17 protein-coding genes and 1 pseudogene are annotated in these 19869 nt (G+C 72.1%); 6 read left to right on the forward strand and 12 right to left on the reverse strand.

Going from position 1 to position 19869, the window contains the following annotated elements; all coding sequences use genetic code 11:
• Positions 1-29: 29 nt before the first annotated feature.
• Positions 30-1217 (reverse strand): NAD(P)/FAD-dependent oxidoreductase, encoded by a 1188-nt coding sequence (locus J2853_RS21390; protein WP_307560611.1) that lies wholly within the window; start codon positions 1215-1217, stop codon positions 30-32.
• 334 nt (positions 1218-1551) lie between these two features.
• Between J2853_RS21390 and thiO the strand changes: the two genes are divergently transcribed.
• The 4 genes from thiO to pknB all read left to right on the forward strand — a co-directional run bounded on the left by thiO (position 1552) and on the right by pknB (position 5717).
• Complete coding sequence (gene thiO, locus J2853_RS21395) at positions 1552-2673, forward strand: glycine oxidase ThiO (protein ID WP_307560612.1); 1122 nt, start codon at positions 1552-1554, stop codon at positions 2671-2673.
• Between the two features lie 52 nt (positions 2674-2725).
• Complete coding sequence (gene thiS, locus J2853_RS21400) at positions 2726-2926, forward strand: sulfur carrier protein ThiS (protein ID WP_307560614.1); 201 nt, start codon at positions 2726-2728, stop codon at positions 2924-2926.
• A 16-nt stretch (positions 2927-2942) separates the two neighbouring features.
• Complete coding sequence (locus tag J2853_RS21405; protein ID WP_307560616.1) at positions 2943-3701, forward strand: thiazole synthase; 759 nt, start codon at positions 2943-2945, stop codon at positions 3699-3701.
• A 75-nt stretch (positions 3702-3776) separates the two neighbouring features.
• Positions 3777-5717 carry a Stk1 family PASTA domain-containing Ser/Thr kinase gene (pknB, locus tag J2853_RS21410; protein WP_307560618.1) on the forward strand — a complete coding sequence of 647 codons (1941 nt, stop codon included), beginning with the start codon at positions 3777-3779 and terminating at the stop codon, positions 5715-5717.
• A 162-nt stretch (positions 5718-5879) separates the two neighbouring features.
• Here pknB and alc read toward each other — a convergent pair.
• From alc to uraD, 9 genes and pseudogenes are all read right to left on the reverse strand, one after another.
• Positions 5880-6758 (reverse strand): annotated as a pseudogene (gene alc, locus J2853_RS21415) (allantoicase); the annotation flags it as partial.
• A 41-nt stretch (positions 6759-6799) separates the two neighbouring features.
• Positions 6800-8122, reverse strand: a complete 1323-nt coding sequence (allB, locus tag J2853_RS21420; RefSeq protein ID WP_307568762.1) for an allantoinase AllB — start codon at positions 8120-8122, stop codon at positions 6800-6802.
• Between the two features lie 158 nt (positions 8123-8280).
• Positions 8281-9489: a glycerate kinase gene (locus J2853_RS21425; RefSeq protein WP_307560620.1), complete on the reverse strand. Its 1209-nt coding sequence runs from the start codon at positions 9487-9489 to the stop codon at positions 8281-8283.
• 239 nt (positions 9490-9728) lie between these two features.
• Complete coding sequence (locus J2853_RS21430) at positions 9729-11114, reverse strand: 8-oxoguanine deaminase (protein ID WP_307560621.1); 1386 nt, start codon at positions 11112-11114, stop codon at positions 9729-9731.
• Entirely contained in the window at positions 11111-11584 is a 474-nt protein-coding gene (locus J2853_RS21435) for a (2Fe-2S)-binding protein (protein ID WP_307560623.1), read from the reverse strand. The genes J2853_RS21430 and J2853_RS21435 overlap by 4 nt, the downstream gene beginning before the upstream one ends.
• A complete protein-coding gene (locus tag J2853_RS21440; RefSeq protein ID WP_307560625.1) occupies positions 11584-12459 on the reverse strand; it encodes an FAD binding domain-containing protein in 876 nt (291 codons plus the stop codon). Before J2853_RS21440 ends, J2853_RS21435 begins: the two co-directional genes overlap by 1 nt.
• A gap of 2 nt (positions 12460-12461) precedes the next feature.
• Entirely contained in the window at positions 12462-13358 is an 897-nt protein-coding gene (gene pucL / locus J2853_RS21445) for a factor-independent urate hydroxylase (RefSeq protein ID WP_307560627.1), read from the reverse strand.
• Between the two features lie 54 nt (positions 13359-13412).
• Positions 13413-13724: a hydroxyisourate hydrolase gene (uraH, locus tag J2853_RS21450; RefSeq protein WP_307560628.1), complete on the reverse strand. Its 312-nt coding sequence runs from the start codon at positions 13722-13724 to the stop codon at positions 13413-13415.
• Positions 13721-14281 carry a 2-oxo-4-hydroxy-4-carboxy-5-ureidoimidazoline decarboxylase gene (gene uraD, locus J2853_RS21455; RefSeq protein WP_307560630.1) on the reverse strand — a complete coding sequence of 187 codons (561 nt, stop codon included), beginning with the start codon at positions 14279-14281 and terminating at the stop codon, positions 13721-13723. The genes uraH and uraD overlap by 4 nt, the downstream gene beginning before the upstream one ends.
• Before the next feature lie 188 nt (positions 14282-14469).
• Between uraD and J2853_RS21460 the strand changes: the two genes are divergently transcribed.
• Positions 14470-15309, forward strand: a complete 840-nt coding sequence (locus J2853_RS21460; RefSeq protein ID WP_307560632.1) for a deoxyribonuclease IV — start codon at positions 14470-14472, stop codon at positions 15307-15309.
• 1112 nt (positions 15310-16421) lie between these two features.
• Here the strand turns inward: J2853_RS21460 and J2853_RS21465 are convergent.
• Both J2853_RS21465 and J2853_RS21470 read right to left on the reverse strand, forming a co-directional pair.
• Positions 16422-17240 carry a LytR/AlgR family response regulator transcription factor gene (locus J2853_RS21465; protein ID WP_307560634.1) on the reverse strand — a complete coding sequence of 273 codons (819 nt, stop codon included), beginning with the start codon at positions 17238-17240 and terminating at the stop codon, positions 16422-16424.
• Between the two features lie 317 nt (positions 17241-17557).
• On the reverse strand, positions 17558-18178 hold the full coding sequence (locus J2853_RS21470; RefSeq protein WP_307560635.1) for a molybdopterin-dependent oxidoreductase: 621 nt from the start codon (positions 18176-18178) through the stop codon (positions 17558-17560).
• Between the two features lie 476 nt (positions 18179-18654).
• On the opposite strand from J2853_RS21470, the gene aroF reads away from it, so the two are divergent.
• Complete coding sequence (gene aroF / locus J2853_RS21475) at positions 18655-19692, forward strand: 3-deoxy-7-phosphoheptulonate synthase (RefSeq protein WP_307560637.1); 1038 nt, start codon at positions 18655-18657, stop codon at positions 19690-19692.
• Positions 19693-19869: the final 177 nt, after the last annotated feature.

Consider the following 19869-nt stretch of genomic DNA (forward strand, 5'->3'; position numbering starts at 1 on the left):
AGCCCTTCGCCAAACACCCGGCGGCGAGGTTACGCCACCGTACAGTCGCGCAACGCTACCGCAGGGTCGGCCAGACGACGGACGTCGAGGCGCTGCCCGCTCTCGATGAGACGGCGGCCCTGGAGCAGATCCCGGGGCCGGTTCACCGCGAGCACCGCGGCGAGCGTGTCGTCCTCGTTCGTCCAGCAGGCCCCCCACCTGGGCTTTCCCTCGACGCCCTCGGCGGCCGGGTCGCCGCGCAGGATGAGCCGGGCGCCGTCGTGATGCCCGGCGTACTGCACCATGTGGTCGAACTGCTCGGACCAGAAATAGGGCACCGGGTCGTAGACCGCGTCGTCACCGAGGAGGGCCGCCACGGCCACCTCCGGGGCGCCCATGGCGGTGTCCCAGTGCTCGACCCGGAGGCGGCGGCCGTAGCGGTGCGACCACCAGGCGGCGCAGTCGCCCACGGCGACCACGTCCGGCAGGGAGGTGCGCAGGTGCTCGTCGGTGACGACCCCGTTGTCCAGCGCGATGCCGGAACCGGCCAGCCACTCGACCGAGGGCCGGACGCCCACGCCGGTGACGATCACGTCGGCCTCGACCGTGGAGCCGTCGCCCAGGGTGATCCCTCCCTGGTCGACGGAGGCGACCGTGGTGCCGACGCGCAGGTCCACGCCCGCCTTGGCGTACCAGGCCGCGGTGTGCGCGCCGACCGGCCCCAGCGCCGTGGCCAGCGGGAAGCCCGCGGCCTCGACGACGGTCACCGTGGAACCGGCCTTGCGGGCGGCGGTGGCGACCTCGGCGCCGATCCAGCCGGCGCCGATCACGGCGACCCTCGCCCCCTCGGTGAGCCGGGCGCGCAACGCGAGCGCGTCGTCGATGGTCCGCAGCACGTGCTGGTGGCCGTCGCCGCGCAGCCGGATGGGGTGCGCGCCGGTGGCGACGACCAGGCCGTCGTAGGCCAGCTCGCCCTCGGTGGTCTCCACCACGCCCGTGTGGAGCCCCTTGGCGGACACGCCGGGGCGGAAGTCGACCTCCAGCGCGTCGAGGTCGGAGTCGACGATCGTGGAGTCGGTCTTGCCGGTGAGCACGCCCTTCGACAAGGGAGGGCGGTCGTACGGCCGGTGTCGCTCCTCTCCCAGCAACGTGATCGTGCCGCCGAATCCGCGGGCCCGTAAAGCCTCGACGCTGCGCACACCGGCGAGGCCGGCGCCAACCACTACGACATGATTCACATCTATGACCCTAAGTGGCCGAGCCGACCTCCTACCAACGCTCGTTGATAACGAAAACGGGATTTAGCTCACATCTTGTGCAATGACTATGTTGTCCGAAGCCTTAAGGTAAAGGGATAGGACGCGCGGGAGCCCGGGACGAACCGGGCTGAGAGGAGGGCTGCGGAGCTGCGAGGACTCCGGCGAGCCGGATGGTGCGCGAGAAACGGCACGGTGTGCCGGAGACACGATCGAGCGCATGACGGGCGAGCGGGAATTCGAGCGCGACCGCACACGGGCCCTCGACCGCCACGAACCTGATCCGGGTCATGCCGGCGAAGGGAGCGGGGCACGTATGACAGATCACTTCGACGTACTCGTCATCGGTGGAGGCCTGGTCGGGCTTTCCGTGGCATGGCGTACGGCCTCCCGTGGCCTGAGGGTGGCGGTGGTGGATCCCGCGCCGACCTCCGGGGCCTCGCACGCGGCGGCGGGCATGCTGGCCCCGGTCAGCGAGGTCACCTACACCGAGGAGCCACTGCTCCAGCTGGGCCTGGCCTCCCTGGCGAGGTGGCCCGCCTTCGCGGCCGAGCTCGCGGAGGGAAGCGGCCACGACCTCGACTACCGCACCGACGGCACGCTGGACGTCGCCTTCGGCTCCGACGACCTGGCCGCGCTGGACGAGCTCGCCACCTTCATCGAAAAGCTCGGGCTGCCCGCCCGGCGGCTCACCGGCCGCGAGTGCCGCCGCCTGGAGCCCATGCTCACCCCGTCCGTCCGCGGGGGCCTGCTGGCCGGCGGGGACGCCTGGGTGGACCCCAGGAGGGTCACAGCCGCGCTCCTGGCGGCGCTGGAACGGCAGGGGGGCGCACTGGTCCGCTCTCGCGTGAGCGGCCTGGAGGTTTCCCGTGAGACGGTCACGGGAGTACGGCTGGCGACCGGCGAGCCCGTCGGGGCCGACCGGGTGATCCTGGCCGCCGGGGCCTGGTCGGGGGAGCTGGAGGGGCTGCCGCCCGAGGTGCTGCCGCCGGTGCGGCCGATCAAGGGCCAGATCATGCGGCTGCGCTCCCCCTCGCCGATCCTCCAGCAGTGCGTGCGCGGCGTCGTGCACGGCTCGCACGTCTATCTGGTGCCGCGCGGCGACGGGGAGCTGGTCGTCGGGGCCACCCAGGAGGAGATGGGCTTCGACACCCGGGTCACCGCCGGAGGGCTCTGGGAGCTGCTGCGCGACGCGCGGGAGCTCGTCCCCGGCGTGACCGAGCTGGAGGTCGCCGACGTGGTCGCGGGCCTGCGTCCCGGAACCCCGGACAACCTGCCGCTGATCGGCCCCACCTCGCTGCCCGGCCTGTCACTGGCCACCGGGCACCACCGCGCCGGGGTGCTGCTCGCCCCGCTCACCGCCGACCTCTGTTCGGGCGACGCGGACCGGGGACTCGCGGCGATCTGCTCGCCCCTCCGCTTCCACGGGCCCCGTTGACCTCCTCGCCGCCAGTGCCCGGAGTCTCCACGCCAGAAGGATTCAGATTCAGATGAAAGTGACCATCAACGGCACCGCGCACGAGCTCCCTCCGGGAGCCAGCGTGAGGCAGGCCGTACAGAGGCTGACCGAGATCAGAGGCGGCGTGGCCGTCGCGGTGAACGACGAGGTCGTCTCGCGGGGGGCCTGGGACTCCACGGCACTCGTGGAGGACGACCGGGTCGAGGTGCTCACCGCCGTGCAGGGAGGATGAGGAAGAGGTGACGGACATGGGCGACGACTTCATCGTCGGCGGGGAGAAGTTCTCCTCCCGGCTCATCATGGGCACCGGGGGCGCGCCCTCGCTGGAGATCCTGGACCAGGCGCTCGCCGCCTCGGGGACCGAGCTGACCACCGTCGCGATGCGACGGCTCGACCCGTCCGCGCGGGGTTCGGTGCTCGACGTGCTGCGCAGGCGTGACATCAAGGTCCTGCCGAACACCGCGGGCTGCTTCACCGCCGGGGAGGCCGTGCTGACCGCCAGGCTGGCCAGGGAGGCGCTGGAGACCAACTGGGTCAAGCTGGAGGTCATCGCCGACGAGCGCACCCTGCTGCCCGATCCCATCGAGACCTTCGACGCGGCCGAGCGGCTGGTCGCCGACGGGTTCGTGGTGCTGCCGTACATCGGCGACGACCCGGTTCTGGCACGCAGGCTGGAGGCGGTGGGCTGCGCCGCGGTGATGCCGCTGGGCGCGCCGATCGGTTCCGGACTGGGAATTCGCAACCCGCACAACATCGAGCTCATCGTGGAGTTCGCGAAGGTGCCGGTGATCCTGGACGCCGGGATCGGCACGGCCAGCGACGCCGCGCTGGCGATGGAACTGGGCTGTGACGCGGTGTTGCTGGCCACCGCGGTGACCAGGGCCCAGCGCCCGGATCTGATGGCACAGGCCATGCGCTCGGCGGTCACCGCGGGCCGTCTTGCCCGATTGGCCGGGCGCATACCCCGGCGTCGATACGCAGAAGCCTCTTCGCCTCTCCATCCATAGAAAACCGCCACGTCTCGGCATCGGTTTACGACACAAGGATCCTGCGGACGCCAAACCGCCCTTAAACTCGGGCTCGTGGACACGACGTTTACGGACCCTCTCGTCGGGAAACTCCTCGACGGGCGTTACCGCGTTGAGTCCCGGATCGCCCGGGGCGGCATGGCGACCGTCTATCTGGCCTTGGACATCCGGCTCGATCGCACGGTCGCCGTAAAGGTGATGCATCGCTCCCTCGCGGAGGACCCCTCCTTCGTGCGGCGGTTCATCGGCGAGGCCAAGTCGGTGGCGAGCCTCTCGCACCCGAACGTGGTGCACGTCTTCGACCAGGGCACCGACGGGGACAACGTCTATCTCTCGATGGAGTACGTGCCGGGGCGCACCCTGCGCGACGTGCTCCGCGACCGGGGCAGGCTGCCCGCCCGCGAGGCCCTCGAAGTCATGATCCCGGTGCTCGCCGCGCTGGGCGCCGCCCACCAGGCCGGGCTCGTCCACCGGGACGTCAAGCCGGAGAACGTCCTGCTCAGCGACGACGGCCGGGTGAAGGTCGTGGACTTCGGCCTGGCCCGCGCCATCGAGGCCACCAACCAGACGCGCACGGGCGTCATGATCGGCACCATCGGCTACATGTCGCCCGAGCAGGTGACCTCCGGCGCCACCGACGCCCGCAGCGACGTCTACTCGGCCGGGATCATGCTGTTCGAGCTCCTCACCGGCCGCCAGCCGTACGAGGGCGAGACCCCGATGTCGGTGGCCTACCGGCACGTGCACGACACCGTTCCCCTGCCCTCGGCCCTGCTGCCCGGCTCTCCCGTGCTGCTCGACACGCTGGTGGCCCGTGCGACGGCCCGCGACCCCGCGGCACGCCCGGCCGACGCCACCGCGCTGCTGGTCGCGGCCGTCGAGGCGCATCGGATGTTGCCCAGGGAGAGCGGCCCGGCGCCGTCCGTCCCGATCGCCCCGCCGCAGGGCCACGCCCTGGCGTCGGCGTCCCCGGCGCCGGCCAACCACACGCTGGTCCAGCCCCGCACCGATCTGCTGACCGGTCCCGCCACGGACCGCCGGGCCTCGCCTCCGGCCAAGGCACGCAGGCGGTTCCGGCCGGTCTGGTTCCTGGCCGCGCTGGCCGTGGTGATGATGGCCGGGGTCGGGGTGACCGCCTGGCTGTCCTCCCAGCCCACCCCCCTCACCGTGCCGAAGCTGGTGGGCGAGAACGTCACGGTCGCCACGACCAAGGCCCAGCAGCTCGGCTTCACGGTCGAGAGCGGCAAGGAGGAGAACGACGAGAAGGTGCCCAAGGGCAGCGTGCTGCGGACCGAGCCCACCGCGGGCACCCAGGTGACCACGGAGAACTCCAGGCTGCTCCTCATCCCCTCGGCCGGCCCCAAGCGGATCGCCGTGCCGAACGTGGTGGGCATCAGCGAGGCGGAGGCCAGGAGCAAGCTGGCCGAGGCCGGGCTCGCCGTGAACGCCGTCAAGAAGCAGGCCAGCGAGACCGTGCCGCGCGGTCAGGTGATGCGGACCAGCCCGGCCGTGGGAAACCTGGTCAAGGAGGGCAGCAAGGTCGGCCTGATCATGAGCGCGGGCCTGCTCACGCCCGACTTCAAGGGCATGCCCAGAGACCAGGCCGACGGCGCGGCGCGCAGCGGCGGGTTCGTCCCCGAATTCGTCGAGCAGACCGACGCCGCCCAGCCGTGCACGGTCATCGCCCAGGACCCGCAGCCGAACGCGGAGATCGACAAGGGCGCCGCCATCCGGCTGACCCTGTCGCAGTGCAACAACCCCGAGTGGCACTGGCCGTGGGAGAACAACGGCGAGAACGCCACCGACAACGGCGGTGTCGTCTCCGTCATGCCGAACGTGCTGTTCAAGGACATCCAGGCGGCCAGGGGCGAGCTGCAGGCCGCGGGATTCAAAGTGAAGATCAAAAAGGGTCTGGGCCGGGGAAGGGTCCTGGCCCAGGTGCCGCAGGCCGGACAGCAGGTTCCGCCCGGCACGGAGGCGACCCTCTGGCAGTGAGCCGAGCCTCCCCGGGACAGGTGTCGGCTTCGCCGGGGAGGCGCTCCGGGGCGGGGGTCGGCTCTCGCTCAGGGATCGGGGCGGGGGTCGGCTCTCGCTCAGAGAGCCGTGCAGGCGGATGCGGGCGAGGCCCCCGTCGGGGTGGATGTCCACCCTGACGTGAGTGACCGCCGGCGCGCCCTCGATGCGGAAGCGGTGCGGGGTGTCCGGCCGCAGGCGGGTCCTGGGCAGCAGCTCGGACCAGGTGGTCCCGTCCGCGGTGCCCTCGATCGAGACCTCGGCGGGGGCGTTGAACAGCAGGTTGGTCGTGTCGATCTCGGCCAGCCTGATGATCCCGGCGCCCGCGAGGCGGATCACCAGCCAGTCGTTGCCTCCGTCACGGCGGCGGGCGGTCTCCCAGCCCTCGGCCTGGTGCCGGGCGAGGCCGGGGGCGATGACGTTGTTGGGCGAGGAGTAGAACTGGTCGGAACAGGCGGTGACCAGGGCGCCGTTCTCCAGCGCCGCCAGATCCAGGCTGAGACCGTCGTAAAGCGTCAGGTCGGGTCTGACCTCGCCGTGCACGCGCAGGCGGGCGACGCCGCCGTCGGGGAAGATGTTCAGCCGGACGTGCGTGTGGCGGCGCTCGTCGGCCACCTCGAAGAAGTGCTCGGCGTCGCCCTTGATCTCGCTTCTGGGAACGATCTCCGTCCAGGCGGCGGCCTCCAGCTCGGCGACCGTGGGATAGCCCTCGATCGCGACGGCCTCGACGGAGGCGTGGGGCGGGTAGTTGCCCCTGAACCAGGCGGTGTCGATCACGACGCCGCGGATCACGCCGGGCAGGCCGAGCCGGACCAGAGCCCAGTCGTGGCCGGGTTCGCGCCGCCTCCGGGTCTCCCAGCCGTCGTAGACCTGGCCCTTGGCACCGAAGGTGTGCGGCTGGAAGCCGGGACGGCCGGGGCGGATCAGGCTCTCCTTCTCGGCGAAGGACTCGTCGTTGGCCGCGACGACCGACCCGCCGAGAGACCGCAGGGCGAGGTCGGGCAGTGCGGTGAACTCACTCATGGAAGACCTTTCTGGATGGGCGGGCCCGGCGCCTGCGTCGGTCACAGGAGGGTTCCCGTCGGGCCTGCCCCGGCCGGACCCCTCGCCGGGCTCACGACCGGATCCACGACCCGGCCGCGTAGCCAGGTGGTGCGGACCACCCCGGTGAGCGTCCTGCCGTGATAGGGGGTGACCGGGTTCTTGTGGTGCAGGAGGGACACGTCCACGGTATGACCGGCCTCGGCGTCGAAGGCGACCAGATCGGCGTCGGCTCCCACGGCGATGGCGCCCTTGCCGCGCAGCCCGGCCAGCGCGGCCGGGTTCCCCGCCATCCACCGGACGACCTCCTCCAGGGTGTGCCCGCGCCGCGAGGCCTCGGTCCAGACCGCCGTCAGCCCGAGCTGAAGGGAGGAGATCCCGCCCCAGGCCGCGGCGAAGTCGGGCACCTTCAGCTCGGGGGTGGACGGTGAGTGGTCGGAGACGACGCAGCTCAGCACCCCGTCGGCGAGGGCGCGCCAGAGCTCGTCGCGGTTGGCCGAGGATCGGATCGGCGGGCAGCACTTGAACTGGGTGGCGCCCTCCGGGATCTCCTCGGCCGTCAGCGTGAGGTAGTGCGGGCAGGTCTCCGCGGTGATCCTGACGCCCTCCCGTCGCGCCCTGGCCAGCGGCGGGAGACAGAGCGCGGACGACACGTGCAGGATGTGCGCCCGGACGCCGGTCTCCCCCGCCAGCGCGACGACCCGTTCGACCGCCCGGCGTTCGGACTCGCCGGGCCTGGAGTCGAGGAACTCCCGGTACCCCGGCCCGGACGGGTCGCCGAGCAGGGCGGGGTCCTCGGCGTGGACGATCAGCAGGCCGTCGAAGGATGCGATCTCCGCCATGGCCGCCCGCAGCTCACCGGTGGTCAGCGGCGGGAACTCCTCGACCCCCGAGGGGGACAGGAAGCACTTGAACCCCCGGACGCCCGCCTCGTGCAGCGGCCTCAGGTCCTTGAGGTTGCCGGGGATCGCACCGCCCCAGAAGCCGACGTCCACCAGGCACCGCCCGGCCGCGGCCGCTCTCTTCTCGGCCAGCGCGTCCACGTTCACCGTCGGCGGCAGCGAGTTGAGCGGCATGTCCACGATCGTGGTCACACCGCCCGCCGCCGCCGCCCGGGTGGCGGAGGCGAAGCCCTCCCAGTGGGTCCGGCCCGGCTCGTTGACGTGCACGTGGGTGTCCACGAGACCGGGCAGCAGCGCGGTGCCGCCGAGGTCGACCTGTTCGGCGGCGGCGGGGGGCGCGTCGTAGGCGTGCAGGCCGACGATCCTCCCGTCCCGCACGGCGACCGCCGCCGGCTCCTCCCCCGTGGGCAGTACGGCCCGGCGGGACCGGATGACCAGATCCATCACGTCGTCAGCCTCCACACTCGTCGTCTCCCGGGACCGCCCGATCTCCCCTGCCTCCCGGCCCCGCGGCCGGGCGCTCCGTCACGCCGATCCGGGCATCCCGGCACCGGCCCCCCACGCCTCGTGCGGTCCGGGCCCTCCGGGGGCGGGGACCTCGATCACAGATGGTTCTCCGCGACCCTCCGCGCGAGGCGCTCCAGCAGCGGGCCCGCCTCGGACATGCACACGGCCGGGTCCGGCTCGAGGTCGGTGAGCGCGTAGGCGGCCGTGATGCCCGCCGCGTGCAACTCGTCGTCTCCGAGGGTCCTGCGTCCGCAGACCGCGACGACCGGGACCCCGGCCTTGGCCGCGGCGGTCGCCACCCCGGCGGGGGCCTTGCCGCGCAGGGTCTGCTCGTCCAGCGAGCCCTCGCCGGTGACGACCAGACGGGCGCCCTGGATCAGGTCCTGAAAGCCGAGCAGGTCGAGCAGATACCCGATGCCGGGACGGAAGCCGGCCGCCAGGAAGGCCAGCGCGGCGAACCCCACTCCCCCGGCGGCGCCCGCGCCCGGCTGGGCGGCCACGCCCATCGAACGGACGACGCCGTCGTGCTCGATGGCGCCGACCAGGCCGTGGGTGTGCGCGGCGACGGCGGCCAGCCTGGCGAGAGCCGAGTCGAGCAGCTTCACGTCGTCGGGACTCGCGCCCTTCTGCGGGCCGTACACGGCGGCGGCGCCGTGCGGGCCGAGCAGCGGGTTGTCCACGTCGCCCGCGACGACGACCTCGACGCCGGAGAGGTCGAGGAGCCCGGAGGTGTCGATCTTTTCGAGATCGCGGAGGGCGGCCCCGCCGAACGACAGCTCCTGGCCGTCCGCGTCCAGGAAGCGGACGCCGAGCGCCCGCATCATGCCGGTTCCGCCGTCGGTGGAGGCACTGCCGCCGAGCCCGAGCACGATCCGCCCGGCGCCCCGCCGTACGGCGTGGGCGATCAGCTCGCCCGTGCCGTAGCTGGTCGCGGTGAGCGCCGCGAGCTCGACGCCGCCGGACGAGGGAGAGTCCGGCGCGGAGAGCGGCAGCCTCCGCAGCCCTGACGCCTCCGCCAGCTCGACCACCGCCGTCGCCACGTCCCCTCCGGGGGAGGCGTCCCGCCAGGCGTAGGCGGCGAGGACCGGATTCCCCACCGGACCGGTGACCTCGACCTCGACGCGGGTGAACCCGCTGGCCACGACCGCGTCCACGGTGCCCTCGCCGCCGTCCGCCACCGGCAGCGCGACGGTGGTGACACCGGGGCCGAGACCCGCGGCCACGCGGGCGACGACCTCGGTGCCGGTCAGTGATCCCCTGAACTTGTCCGGCGCGATCACGACATGTCCCAAAAATTCAGACAAGCCTGCTCCCTGATGGAGGGGGGACGGACACGCGTTCCCGCCCGAGGCGAGCGGGCGGGAACGAATACCGGAACCCGGTGAGATGGAGAACCATCATCACATCTGTCCGGTGACGCGCTTGAGCACCCACCGGAGAACCTGCCGCGACCATCCGTCCGGGAACGCGCCCGAGTCCGTCTGAGGACCCGTTCGAACACCCGGCCTCCGGCGGCCGGGAGTGCCCGGCGATCGGACCCCGATCAGGAGCCGACCTCCTTGCCCGCGGTGAAGCCCTGTTCCTCGGCCAGGCGCAGGAGGCGGCGGTGCGCCCGGCCCCCCGCGCGGCCGAGCTCGTCCTGGGCGACCGTCCGCAGCTCGTCGTCCTCGACGACGGTCTCGCCGCCCACCAGGAGCCGGGCCAGCGGCGGCTGCCGGGAGCCGAAGACCAGGGCGCAGACCGGGTCGGTGACGGCCGAGGCGAAGGCGCCGGTCCTCCAGAGGGCGATGTCGGCGAGCTTTCCGGCCTCCAGGGAGCCGAGCTCCTCCTGACGGCCCAGGTTCTTCGCCCCGCCGAGGGTGGCCATCTCCAGAGCCTGGCGGGCGGTGAGCGCGGCGGGCCCGTACCTGGCCCGCTGGAACAGCAGCGCCTGCCGCATCTCACCGGAGAGCGAGGTCAGCTCGGCGGAGGCGCTGCCGTCCACCCCGAGGCCGACGACCGCGCCCCGGCTGAGCATGTCGGAGACGCGGGCGATGCCCGCGCCGAGGCGGCCGTTGGAGCTCGGGCAGTGCGCCGAACCGGTGCCGGTCTGGGCGAACGTGTCGATGTCGCCGTCGCTCAGGTGGACGGCGTGGGCGAACCACACGTCGGGGCCGAGCCAGCCGAGCCGCTCCATGTAGTCGACCGGGCGCAGGCCGAACTGCTTCAGGCAGTGCTCCTCCTCGTCGAGGGTCTCGGCGAGGTGCGTGTGCAGGCGCACCCCCTTGGACCTGGCCAGCGCGGCGGCCTGGACCATCAGGTCGGCGCTGACGCTGAACGGCGAGCAGGGGGCGACCGCGACGCGGAGCTTGGAGGAGAAGGACGGGTCGTGGTAGGTGTCGACGGCCTCGGCCGTCGCGTCGAGGATCTCGTCGAGCCTCTCGACCACGACGTCCGGCGGCAGGCCGCCCTGCGACGCGCCCCGGTCCATCGAGCCCCTGGCGGGGTGGAAGCGGAGGCCGACCTCCCTGGCCGCCTCGATCTCCGCGGCGAACAGGTCGCCGCGTCCCTTCGGGAAGATGTAGTGGTGGTCGCTGGAGGTGGTGCAGCCGGACAGCGCGAGGTAGCCCAGGCCGGCGCCCGCCGCGCCCCTGACGACCTCGGCGTCCATGGCGGCCCACACGTCGTACAGCGCCGTCAGCCACTCGAACAGCGTGGCGTCCTGGGCCAGTCCCTGGGAGGCCCACTGGTAGAGATGGTGGTGGGTGTTCACCAGCCCGGGGGTGGCCAGGCAGCCGGTCCCGTCGATCCTGACGGCACCCGGCACGACCGGGGCCGGCCCCGCCCCGAGCGCCACGATCCTGTCACCCTCGACGTGGATGTGCCCGGAGGGGATCTCTTCGCCCACGACCGGGGCGATGTGGACGTTCTCGATCAGGACCGCGCTCATCTGTCTCCCGCCTTGCGTGCCGCGGCGAGCCGTACGGCGTCGAGGATCTTCTCGTAGCCGGTGCACCGGCACAGGTTGCCCGCCAGGGCCTCGCGGATCTCCGCGTCGGACGGCCGCGGGATCCGTTCGATCAGGTCGTGAGCCTGGACGACGAGCCCGGGGGTGCAGAACCCGCACTGGACGGCGCCGCACTCGACGAAGGCCTCCTGGACCGCGTCGAGCCGGTCGCCGTCGGCGAGACCCTCGACGGTGCGGATCTCCCTGCCCTCGGCCTGGCCGGCCGCGACCAGGCAGGCGCAGACGGTGACGCCGTCGAGGTAGACGGTGCAGGAACCGCACTCGCCCTGCTCGCACGCGTTCTTGGAGCCCGGCAGGCCCACCCGCTCACGCAGGACGTACAGGAGGCTCTCGCCCTCCCAGACGTCGTCGGCGGTCTCCCGGCGGCCGTTGACGGTGAAGGTGACGCGCATCAGCCCGCTCTCCTCTCGAAGTGTCCCGAGCGGAACTCGTTCCAGGCCCAGGTGAGGGTGCGTCGCGCCATCACCGCGATGGCGTGACGCCGGTAGCCGGCGGTGCCGCGCACGTCGTCGATCGGCGAGGCCGCCTCGGAGGCCAGCTCCCCGAAACGCCTGAGCACCTCGGGGTCGAGCCGCGACTCCCAGTCCAGCTCGGCGGCGAGGAACTCCTCGGCCGCGACGGCGCGGCGAGGGGTCGGGGCGGCCGAGCCGATGCCGGTGCCCACCCGGCGCTCACCGGGGTGGAGCGCGATCGCGAACGAGCAGACCGCGATCACCATGGCGTTGCGGGTGCCGACCTTGGAGAAGTACTGCGGGCCGCTCGCCGGACTCATCCAGAACGCCCGGATCAGCTCGTCGGGCTCCAGCGCGCTGCGCTTGACCCCGAGGTAGAAGTCGGCGGCGGGGATCATCCGTACGCCCCTGCCCGCGGACTCGACCTCGACGACCGCGCCGGTGGCGAGCAGCGGCGGGTGGCTGTCCCCCGCGGGCGAGGCCGCGCCGAGGTTGCCTCCCACCGTGCCCCGGTTGCGGATCTGCGGCGAGCCGACCGTGCGGGAGGCCTGCGCCAGGCCGGGGAGCCTGTCACCCAGCTCGGCGATCAGCCGGGCGTACGACACGCCCGCGCCGACCCGGAGCCTGCCGTCCGGCTCCGAGCTCCATCCGGCGAGCTCGGTGATCCTGTTCAGGTCGAGCAGGCCGGGCGGCCGTCGCACGTCGAAGTTGAGCTCGACCATCATGTCGGTGCCGCCCTGGATGGGCACCACCTCCGGCCGGTCCGCCTTGGCGGCCAGCGCCTCCGCCCACGTGGCGGGTCTCAGGAAATCCACGGTCACTCCCAGGCGAAACGGGCGGCGGGGGCGTCGTCTCGGAGCACGGTGCCCTCGATCAGCCCGTAGGGACGGTCCGCGGCGTAGAAGACCTCGTTCGGGTTGTCCATCCCGAACGGTGTGAGGTCCACCGGGAAGTGGTGCTTGTTCGGCATCTCCAGACGCACCTCGCAGATCTCCTCGCGGGTGTTCAGCGCCCGCTCGCCCATCGCGTAGAGCGTCTGCTGCAACGACAGGCTGTAGGTCTCGGCGAACGCCCCGAGGAGGCATTCGCGCACTTCGGCGTACGACTCGCCGTACGGGGACGCCTCGGAGAGGTGTCTCCAGCGGGCCGACACCTCGGTGGCCAGGATGCGGTCCCTGGTGGGCGGGAGGGTGGTGTACTCGTCCTGGATGTAGCCGGAGAACTCCGAGTCCGCCGAGTTGAGCACCACGAGGTCCTTCAGCCCGGAGACCACGGTGGTGGTGCCGTCGGTGTCGTGGTGGACGAGGCAGGTGCGCACCTCCCGGCCGGAGCGGACGAAGGAGTGCCGTCTGCCCTCCGCCCCGGCGGCGGAGTCGCCGGCCACCGGGATCCGGTCCCAGAAGTATTCCTCGATCTCCACGCGGGCGTGGTGGACGGTGGGCTGGGACTCCACGTAGTGGCGGGCCAGCAGGATCGCGAAGTCCTCGATCTCCGCCACGCCGTGTTTCCCGGCGAAGGCGTAGACGGTGTTCTTCTGCGTGTCCGTGGTCAGGACCGCGGCGTTGTCGCCGGTGAGGTGGACGTCCTCCATGTCGCCGGAGAGCGCCGAGCTGACGGTGACGTCCTTGATGTGGTGGACGCCGCCGTCCCTGAGGACGCGGACCAGGCGGGTCTCCGCCTTGCCGTAGCGGTTGGGGCCGAGAATGACGGTCATCTCAATCCTTCCAGCGTGCGGACCCCGGACCTCGGCCGTGACGAGGGTGTCAAGCTAGCTCCCTCGATAGGTCGAGTAGGCGAACGGGCTGAGCAGCAGGGGCACGTGGTGGTGCTCCCGCGGGTCCGTGACCGTGAAGTCGATCGAGACCCGGGGATAGAAGGCGTCCACCGCGCGGGCGGCGAAGTAGGCGCCGGTGTCGAAGACGATCCGATGCGCGCCTGCCTCGCACGTCCAGCCCCCGATGCGGCCGTCGGCGTCGGTGACCCCCTCGGCGAGCACCTGGCCGTCCTTCTCCAACCGTACGGCGACGCCCGACGCGGGCCTGCCCAGGGCGGCGTCCAGCACGTGCGTGGACAGGCTCACCCGGCGCCTCCCAGCAACTTCGCCAGTCGTAGCTGAGTGATCTTGGCGAGCTCGGCTCTGACGACGTCCCGCTCCGTCTCCTCGTCGTTGCCCAGCCGCTCCCGGAGGCGGGCCAGCATCTCCCCTGCCGACAGGCCGGTGGCGCAGACGAGGTAGACATGGCCGAACCGCTCCTCGTAGACGCGGTTCCCCTCGGCCAGCTCCTCCAGGAGTTCTCGTCCGGCGGTGTCCACCCCGGACTGCTCCTGGCGGGACCAGGCGGCCTCCTCGCCCGGACGGCCCGGCTCCCGGGACGCCGCGCCCTCGCCGGGCGGCTCGCCGATCCGGGGGTGGGCGGCCAGCGCCTCGCACACGCCGGACCACTCCAGGCCCCGCACGGCGGCCTCCGCCACCCAGGCCAGCCGGTCGAAATCGTCGTAGGGGCGCAGCGCCACCACCTCACGGGCGAAGATCGGGGACGCGCAGCAGGTCAGCAGCCCGGCCTCGGCCTCGGCCGCGCTCAGCGCGTTGAATCCGGCCAGCCCCACCACAGACGGTACGGAGTTCGCATTCGGCATGTGAGCAGTACACACACCACGGCCGCGCGCGGTCCAGCGAATCGCGCGGACTTTTTCACCATGGCTTCCCCATGGCGCGGCTCGCCCGATCCTCCCCCCGGCTCCCGGGGCGCTCGCCCTCGCCACGGCGCCCTCGCCACGGCGAAGCCTGGGACCGGCCGGGAACAACGCCTAAACTTGCGACCACCATGACTTCTCTCTCACTCATCGGCGGACACGTCTCCGTCACCGGTGGCCTGGCCAAGGGCGGCCTGCGGTACGCCTCCGACATCGGCGCCGAGATGATCCAGGTATTCGTCACCAATCCGCGCGGCTGGGCGCTCGCCGTCGGCGACCCCGCCCAGGACACGAAGCTGCGTGAATCGGGCACGCTGTCCTTCGTGCACGCGCCGTACCTCGTCAATCTGGGCTCCCCCAGCGCCGACACCTTGGAGAAGTCGGTGGCCACCGTACGGCACGCCCTGCTGCGCGCTCACGTGATCGGCGCCAAGGGCGTGGTGATCCACACCGGGTCGGCGGTCACCCAGCACCGCGACGACGCCCTGCGCCAGGTGCACGAGCACCTCCTTCCGCTCCTGGAGGAGATCCCCGAGGACGGCCCGGACCTGCTGCTGGAGCCGATGGCCGGGCAGGGCGCGATGCTCTGCGCGACCGTCCAGGATCTGGAGCCCTATCTGACCGCCCTCGACTGGCACCCGAAGGCGGGCATCTGCCTGGACACCTGCCACGCCTTCGCCGCCGGCCACGACCTGTCGACGGCCGAGGGCGTCGAGAAGACCTTCGACGCCCTGCACGCGATCGCCCCGGGCCGGCTCAAGCTGATCCACGCCAACGACTCCAAGGACCTGTGCGACTCCAAGAAGGACCGGCACGAGAACATCGGCTCGGGCCACATCGGGATGCGGCCCTTCGGCGACATGATGCGCCACCCCGCGGTCGCGGGGGTGCCGATCTGCATCGAGACACCGGGCGGCGCGGAGAAGCACCACGAGGACATCGCCCTGCTGAAGAAGCTCCGCGACGGCTGAGTCACGGATCACCCTGCCGGAGGGCGCGGGCCGCGGCCCGCGCCCTCCGGAGGTTCGCCCGCCTGTATCGAGCGGTGATCGGCGGGACGTGTTCGACGGCCGCGGCCCCGTCGGCGGCTGATCAGCCGCCGATCCGGGCCGGACGGCCGATGGGCGAGACGGGACGCCCATCCTCGTGATCCGGCCGCCCCCGTGTGGCCGGATCACGGTCCGGCCCGCGGACTGACGCGGGCGTCCCGTCACACCGGAGATCGGTGGGCCCTACCCCCCGGTCAGGGACCCGGCGACCGGGTGACCAGATGTCGATGGTCACCCGATTGCCCGCACATCAGGTCTTTTACGAGCCTTTCGGCTCTGTCCCCCCGATGTCGCGAATCTCGCTCTCCGATGAGGGAACACTAGAGGGGCACCCAGAAGCGTGAGTCCTGCTTTTCGGCCAGCGCGTCTAACGGTGTGTAGCCGTCGATGTGCGGAAGGTGGCGACACGACGAGCGGCCATCTCCGAACGACGAACGGTCGATTCACGGGCTTGCGGACTCCTGAGGGACGCGTTCCGGCTCCGGGGGTGTGTGTTCCAGCCGCGACGCGGCGGACACTGCCCCGGCGACACCGCCGTCGCGAAGGCCTGACGCGAGCCGAACGGCGGGCGGCGCGGGACGGGCGGCATCAGGGCTCGCGGGCAGTAGGCCGGAGCGGGCCGGGAGGGCGTGGAGCGGTCGTCAGGAACCCACGCACGAGAACGGAACCCGAAGCGCGGACCCGGACGCGGACACGCGGACCCGGACGCGGACACGGGGAGCCGGACGCGGACACGGGGAGCCGGACGCGGACACGGGGAGCCGGACGCGGACACGGGGAGCCGAAAACGGGCCGGACGCCGAGGCCGGAAGACGCCGGAGACCGGCCGCCGGACCCGGACCCGGACGCGGGCCCGGACACGGACGCGGACGCGGACGCGGACGGCGACACGGACACAGACGCGGGCCCGGACGCGGACGGCGACACGGACGGCGAGAGGAAGGAGACCGGTCGCGGACGGCGAGAGGCGGAGAGTCGCAGGCGCGACAGACGCGACAGGCGCGGTCACCAGGTCGTGACCGCCCGGCGATCGCCTACCTGGTCGCGCCGGAGGGCAGCGGCCAGTCCTTGGCCACGGAGGACGGCAGCGGCCGGCCCTTGACCGCCATGGAGGACAGCGGCCCGTCCCGGAGCTGACGGACGAGCTGCTCACGGACCTGCCGGGTGTGGCGGCGGCTGACGGGCAGCGTCTCGGTGCCCACGCGCAACATCACCCGGCCGCCGTCGAAGCGCAACTCGCTCACGTGCCGCACCGAGACCAGCGTGCTGCGGTGCACCCGGATGAACCCGGATCCGGCCCAGCGCCGCTCCAGCGCGGCCAGCGGCATGCGCACCAGGTAGCTGCCCTCCACGGTGTGCAGCCGTACATAGTCGCCCTTCGCCTCGGCGAACCAGACCGCCTGCTGCGGCACGAACCGGGTTCGTCCGGCGAGCTCGACCGGGATGACGTCCTCCGGAGCCGAGTCGGCCGCCGCCGGAATCGCGGCCCCCAGGCGTCGTACGGCCTCCGCCAGCCGGTCGGCCCGGACCGGCTTGAGCAGGTAGTCCACCGCCTCCAACTCGAAGGCCTGGACGGCGCACTCCTCGTGGGCGGTGACGAACACCAGCCGGGGCGGATTGGGGAAACCACCGATGAGCCTGGCGAGGTCGAGGCCGTCGAGGCCGGGCATGCGGATGTCGAGGAAGACCCCGTCGAGCCGCTCCCCGGTCCCGATCATCTGAACCATGTCCTGGAGCGCCGTGACGCCGCCGGAGGCGGTGGACACGTGCTCTATCCGGGGGTCCTGGCGGAGGAGGTAGGCGATCTCCTCCAGGGCGGGAACCTCATCGTCAACGGCCAGGACTCGCAACATGACCCCACGCTGCCCCCTGGACCGCCGCCACCGCAAGCCACATGACAACTTCAGGTAATACTTTGACTACAAATAGCTATTACCCCGGCCGGATCCTGGGCACCACAGGCTCACCCTCGTGCCCGCTCGCGACCCGGGCGTGTCCGGCTGCCCGGTCGACGAAGGCCGCCTCGTCCGGCAGGCCGTCCGGGCGGCGGGAGAGCCCGGACCGGCAGGGGTCCGGGAAAGACGCCGACGGCGCGGAGCGGCGTCCGGCCACCGGCCGGCCTGCGGGAAACCGTGGCCGGCCGCCCCTGGAGATCAGGGAAGAACCCGGATCACAGCGGCCCCTCGCCTGGTTCCTCCTGGTAGGAATAGCGCTGCTCACGCCAGGGGTCGGCGATGTTGTGGTAGCCGCGCTCCTCCCAGAAGCCGCGCTTGTCCTCCAGCAGGTACTCCACCGCGCGCACCCACTTGACGCTCTTCCAGGCGTACAGGTGCGGGACGACCAGCCTGACGGGGAAGCCGCGCTCGGGGGCCAGGGGTTTCTCGTCGAACTCCAGGACGAACATCGTCTGGCTGCGGGCGAAGTCGCTCATCCGCAGATTGGCGCTGTAGCCGTACTCGGCCCAGATCATCACGTGCTTCACGTCCCGCGCGGGCGGGGCCAGCTCCATCAGCGTCGCCGCCGACACCCCGCTCCACTCGTTTCCCATGATCGAGAACTTCGTGACGCAGTGGAAGTCGGCCACGATCGTGGTCCGTGGCAGCTCGGAGAACTGCGGCCAGGTGAACCGGTGCTGTTGCCCCGACGCGGTCGCCCCCATGACGTGCAGCTCCCACGTGGCCGGACGGAACGTGGGCACCCGGCCGTAATGGATCACCGGACGTCCTCGGGGGACGTATTGGCCCGGAGGCAGGCGAGTCTCCTCCTGTGGAGGTTCGGACTGCTCCACCATCACTCCCCTCGCCGTTTCCCCGGTAACACGGGGCAATCCTGCCACCGTGGGTTTGCCGCCATCGCGGCGGCCACCGAATAAAGCTCTCCATCGGCCTGACCGCCGTCCCGGCGCCCGACCGGCCGCCGCACCCGCCACCGCCCCGTCCGCCCCGCCGCCGCCGTCGCGCCGGCCGTCATTCGGGCGGGCCTCAGGGTAGCGCTCCCGCGCCGCCCGGGGGAACGACGCACCGCGTCACCCGCTCCAGGGGCGCCGGCCTCCTCCAGGTCACGGGCGCCGTCTCGCGGTGCGCTATCATTGCCCGCGATGCGTACTGCGTTCTGGTTTTGGTATGGCGACGGACCCGTGGGTCGGACCGTTCGCCACCAGATGCTGCGCTGACAGCCAGGCGATCAGAAGGCCCCGGGTCCGGATTTCGGACTCGGGGCCTTCTGCTTTTCCGCCCCTTCATCGAACCCCGAGCACCAAGGAGAGACATGGTCATCGTCATGGGCCCCGATGCCACCCAGGAAGACATCGAGGCGATCGTGGAGATCATCGACACGGCGGGAGGCGACGCCTTCGTCAGCCGCGGAGTGAGCCGTACGATCATCGGCCTCGTCGGCGACGTCGCCCAGTTCACGACGCTCGACCTGCGCGGCATGCGCGGGGTGGCCGACGTGATGCGGGTGACCGCGCCCTACAAGCTGGTGAGCCGGGACAACCATCCCGAGCGGTCCACCGTCCGGGTCGGCGGCGTGCCGATCGGTCCCGGCACGGTCACGCTGATCGCCGGCCCGTGCGCGGTGGAGACCCCGCGGCAGACGCTGGAGGCGGCCCAGATGGCCAGGGCCGCCGGCGCCACCCTGCTGCGCGGCGGCGCCTACAAGCCCCGTACCTCCCCCTACGCCTTCCAGGGGCTCGGCGAGGCGGGCCTGCGGATCCTCGCCGACGTGCGCGAGCAGACCGGCCTGCCCATCGTCACCGAGGTCGTCGACGCCCACGACGTGGAACTGGTCGCCTCCTACGCCGACATGCTGCAGGTCGGCACCCGCAACGCGCAGAACTTCGCGCTGCTCCAGGCGGTCGGCGGGATCGGCAAGCCGGTCATGCTCAAGCGCGGCATGAACGCCACCATCGAGGAGTGGTTGATGGCCGCCGAGTACATCGCCCAGCGCGGCAACCTCGACATCGTGCTGTGCGAGCGCGGCATCCGCACCTTCGAGACCGCCACCCGCAACACCCTGGACGTCTCCGCGGTCCCGGTCGCCCAGCGGCTGTCGCACCTGCCGGTCATCATCGACCCGTCCCACTCCGGCGGCCGGCGCGACCTGGTCCTGCCGCTCACCCGGGCGGCCGTCGCCGTCGGCGCCGACGGCGTGATCATCGACGTGCACCCCCAGCCGGAGCAGGCCCTCTGCGACGGCCCGCAGGCACTGGTCGACGGCGACCTGGACGAGCTGGCCCGCGTGATGCGGGAGTTCCCACCGCTGCTGGGCAAGGTCGCGGCCGTCGACGCCCTGACCCCCGCCTGACCGTCCCCGTGCCCGGCCTCACGTCCACCCGCCACGAGCACCGACGTTCTCCCGCACGGCCGTCGCCACGAACCGCCGGCCGTGCCGGAGGGCCGCCTCCCACACGGGCCCCACGGCCGTTCGGACCGCCTCCGGGGCCCGAGGAGCACCGAAGCCGTCACCCGGCCCGAGCCGACC

Source organism: Streptosporangium lutulentum, from assembly GCF_030811455.1.
In the GTDB taxonomy this organism is placed as follows: domain Bacteria; phylum Actinomycetota; class Actinomycetes; order Streptosporangiales; family Streptosporangiaceae; genus Streptosporangium; species Streptosporangium lutulentum.

Excerpts from the sequence above, each read along its gene's own strand:
- uraD (WP_307560630.1), bottom strand. The coding sequence starts at position 14,281 with ATGCCGAATGCGAACTCCGTACCGTCTGTGGTGGGGCTGGCCGGATTC.
- J2853_RS21405 (WP_307560616.1), top strand. The coding sequence starts at position 2,943 with ATGGGCGACGACTTCATCGTCGGCGGGGAGAAGTTCTCCTCCCGGCTC.
- pucL (WP_307560627.1), bottom strand. The coding sequence starts at position 13,358 with ATGACCGTCATTCTCGGCCCCAACCGCTACGGCAAGGCGGAGACCCGC.
- J2853_RS21435 (WP_307560623.1), bottom strand. The coding sequence starts at position 11,584 with ATGCGCGTCACCTTCACCGTCAACGGCCGCCGGGAGACCGCCGACGAC.
- J2853_RS21430 (WP_307560621.1), bottom strand. The coding sequence starts at position 11,114 with ATGAGCGCGGTCCTGATCGAGAACGTCCACATCGCCCCGGTCGTGGGC.
- thiS (WP_307560614.1), top strand. The coding sequence starts at position 2,726 with ATGAAAGTGACCATCAACGGCACCGCGCACGAGCTCCCTCCGGGAGCC.
- thiO (WP_307560612.1), top strand. The coding sequence starts at position 1,552 with ATGACAGATCACTTCGACGTACTCGTCATCGGTGGAGGCCTGGTCGGG.
- J2853_RS21470 (WP_307560635.1), bottom strand. The coding sequence starts at position 18,178 with ATGGTGGAGCAGTCCGAACCTCCACAGGAGGAGACTCGCCTGCCTCCG.
- allB (WP_307568762.1), bottom strand. The coding sequence starts at position 8,122 with ATGGATCTGGTCATCCGGTCCCGCCGGGCCGTACTGCCCACGGGGGAG.
- J2853_RS21465 (WP_307560634.1), bottom strand. The coding sequence starts at position 17,240 with ATGTTGCGAGTCCTGGCCGTTGACGATGAGGTTCCCGCCCTGGAGGAG.
- J2853_RS21460 (WP_307560632.1), top strand. The coding sequence starts at position 14,470 with ATGACTTCTCTCTCACTCATCGGCGGACACGTCTCCGTCACCGGTGGC.
- aroF (WP_307560637.1), top strand. The coding sequence starts at position 18,655 with ATGGTCATCGTCATGGGCCCCGATGCCACCCAGGAAGACATCGAGGCG.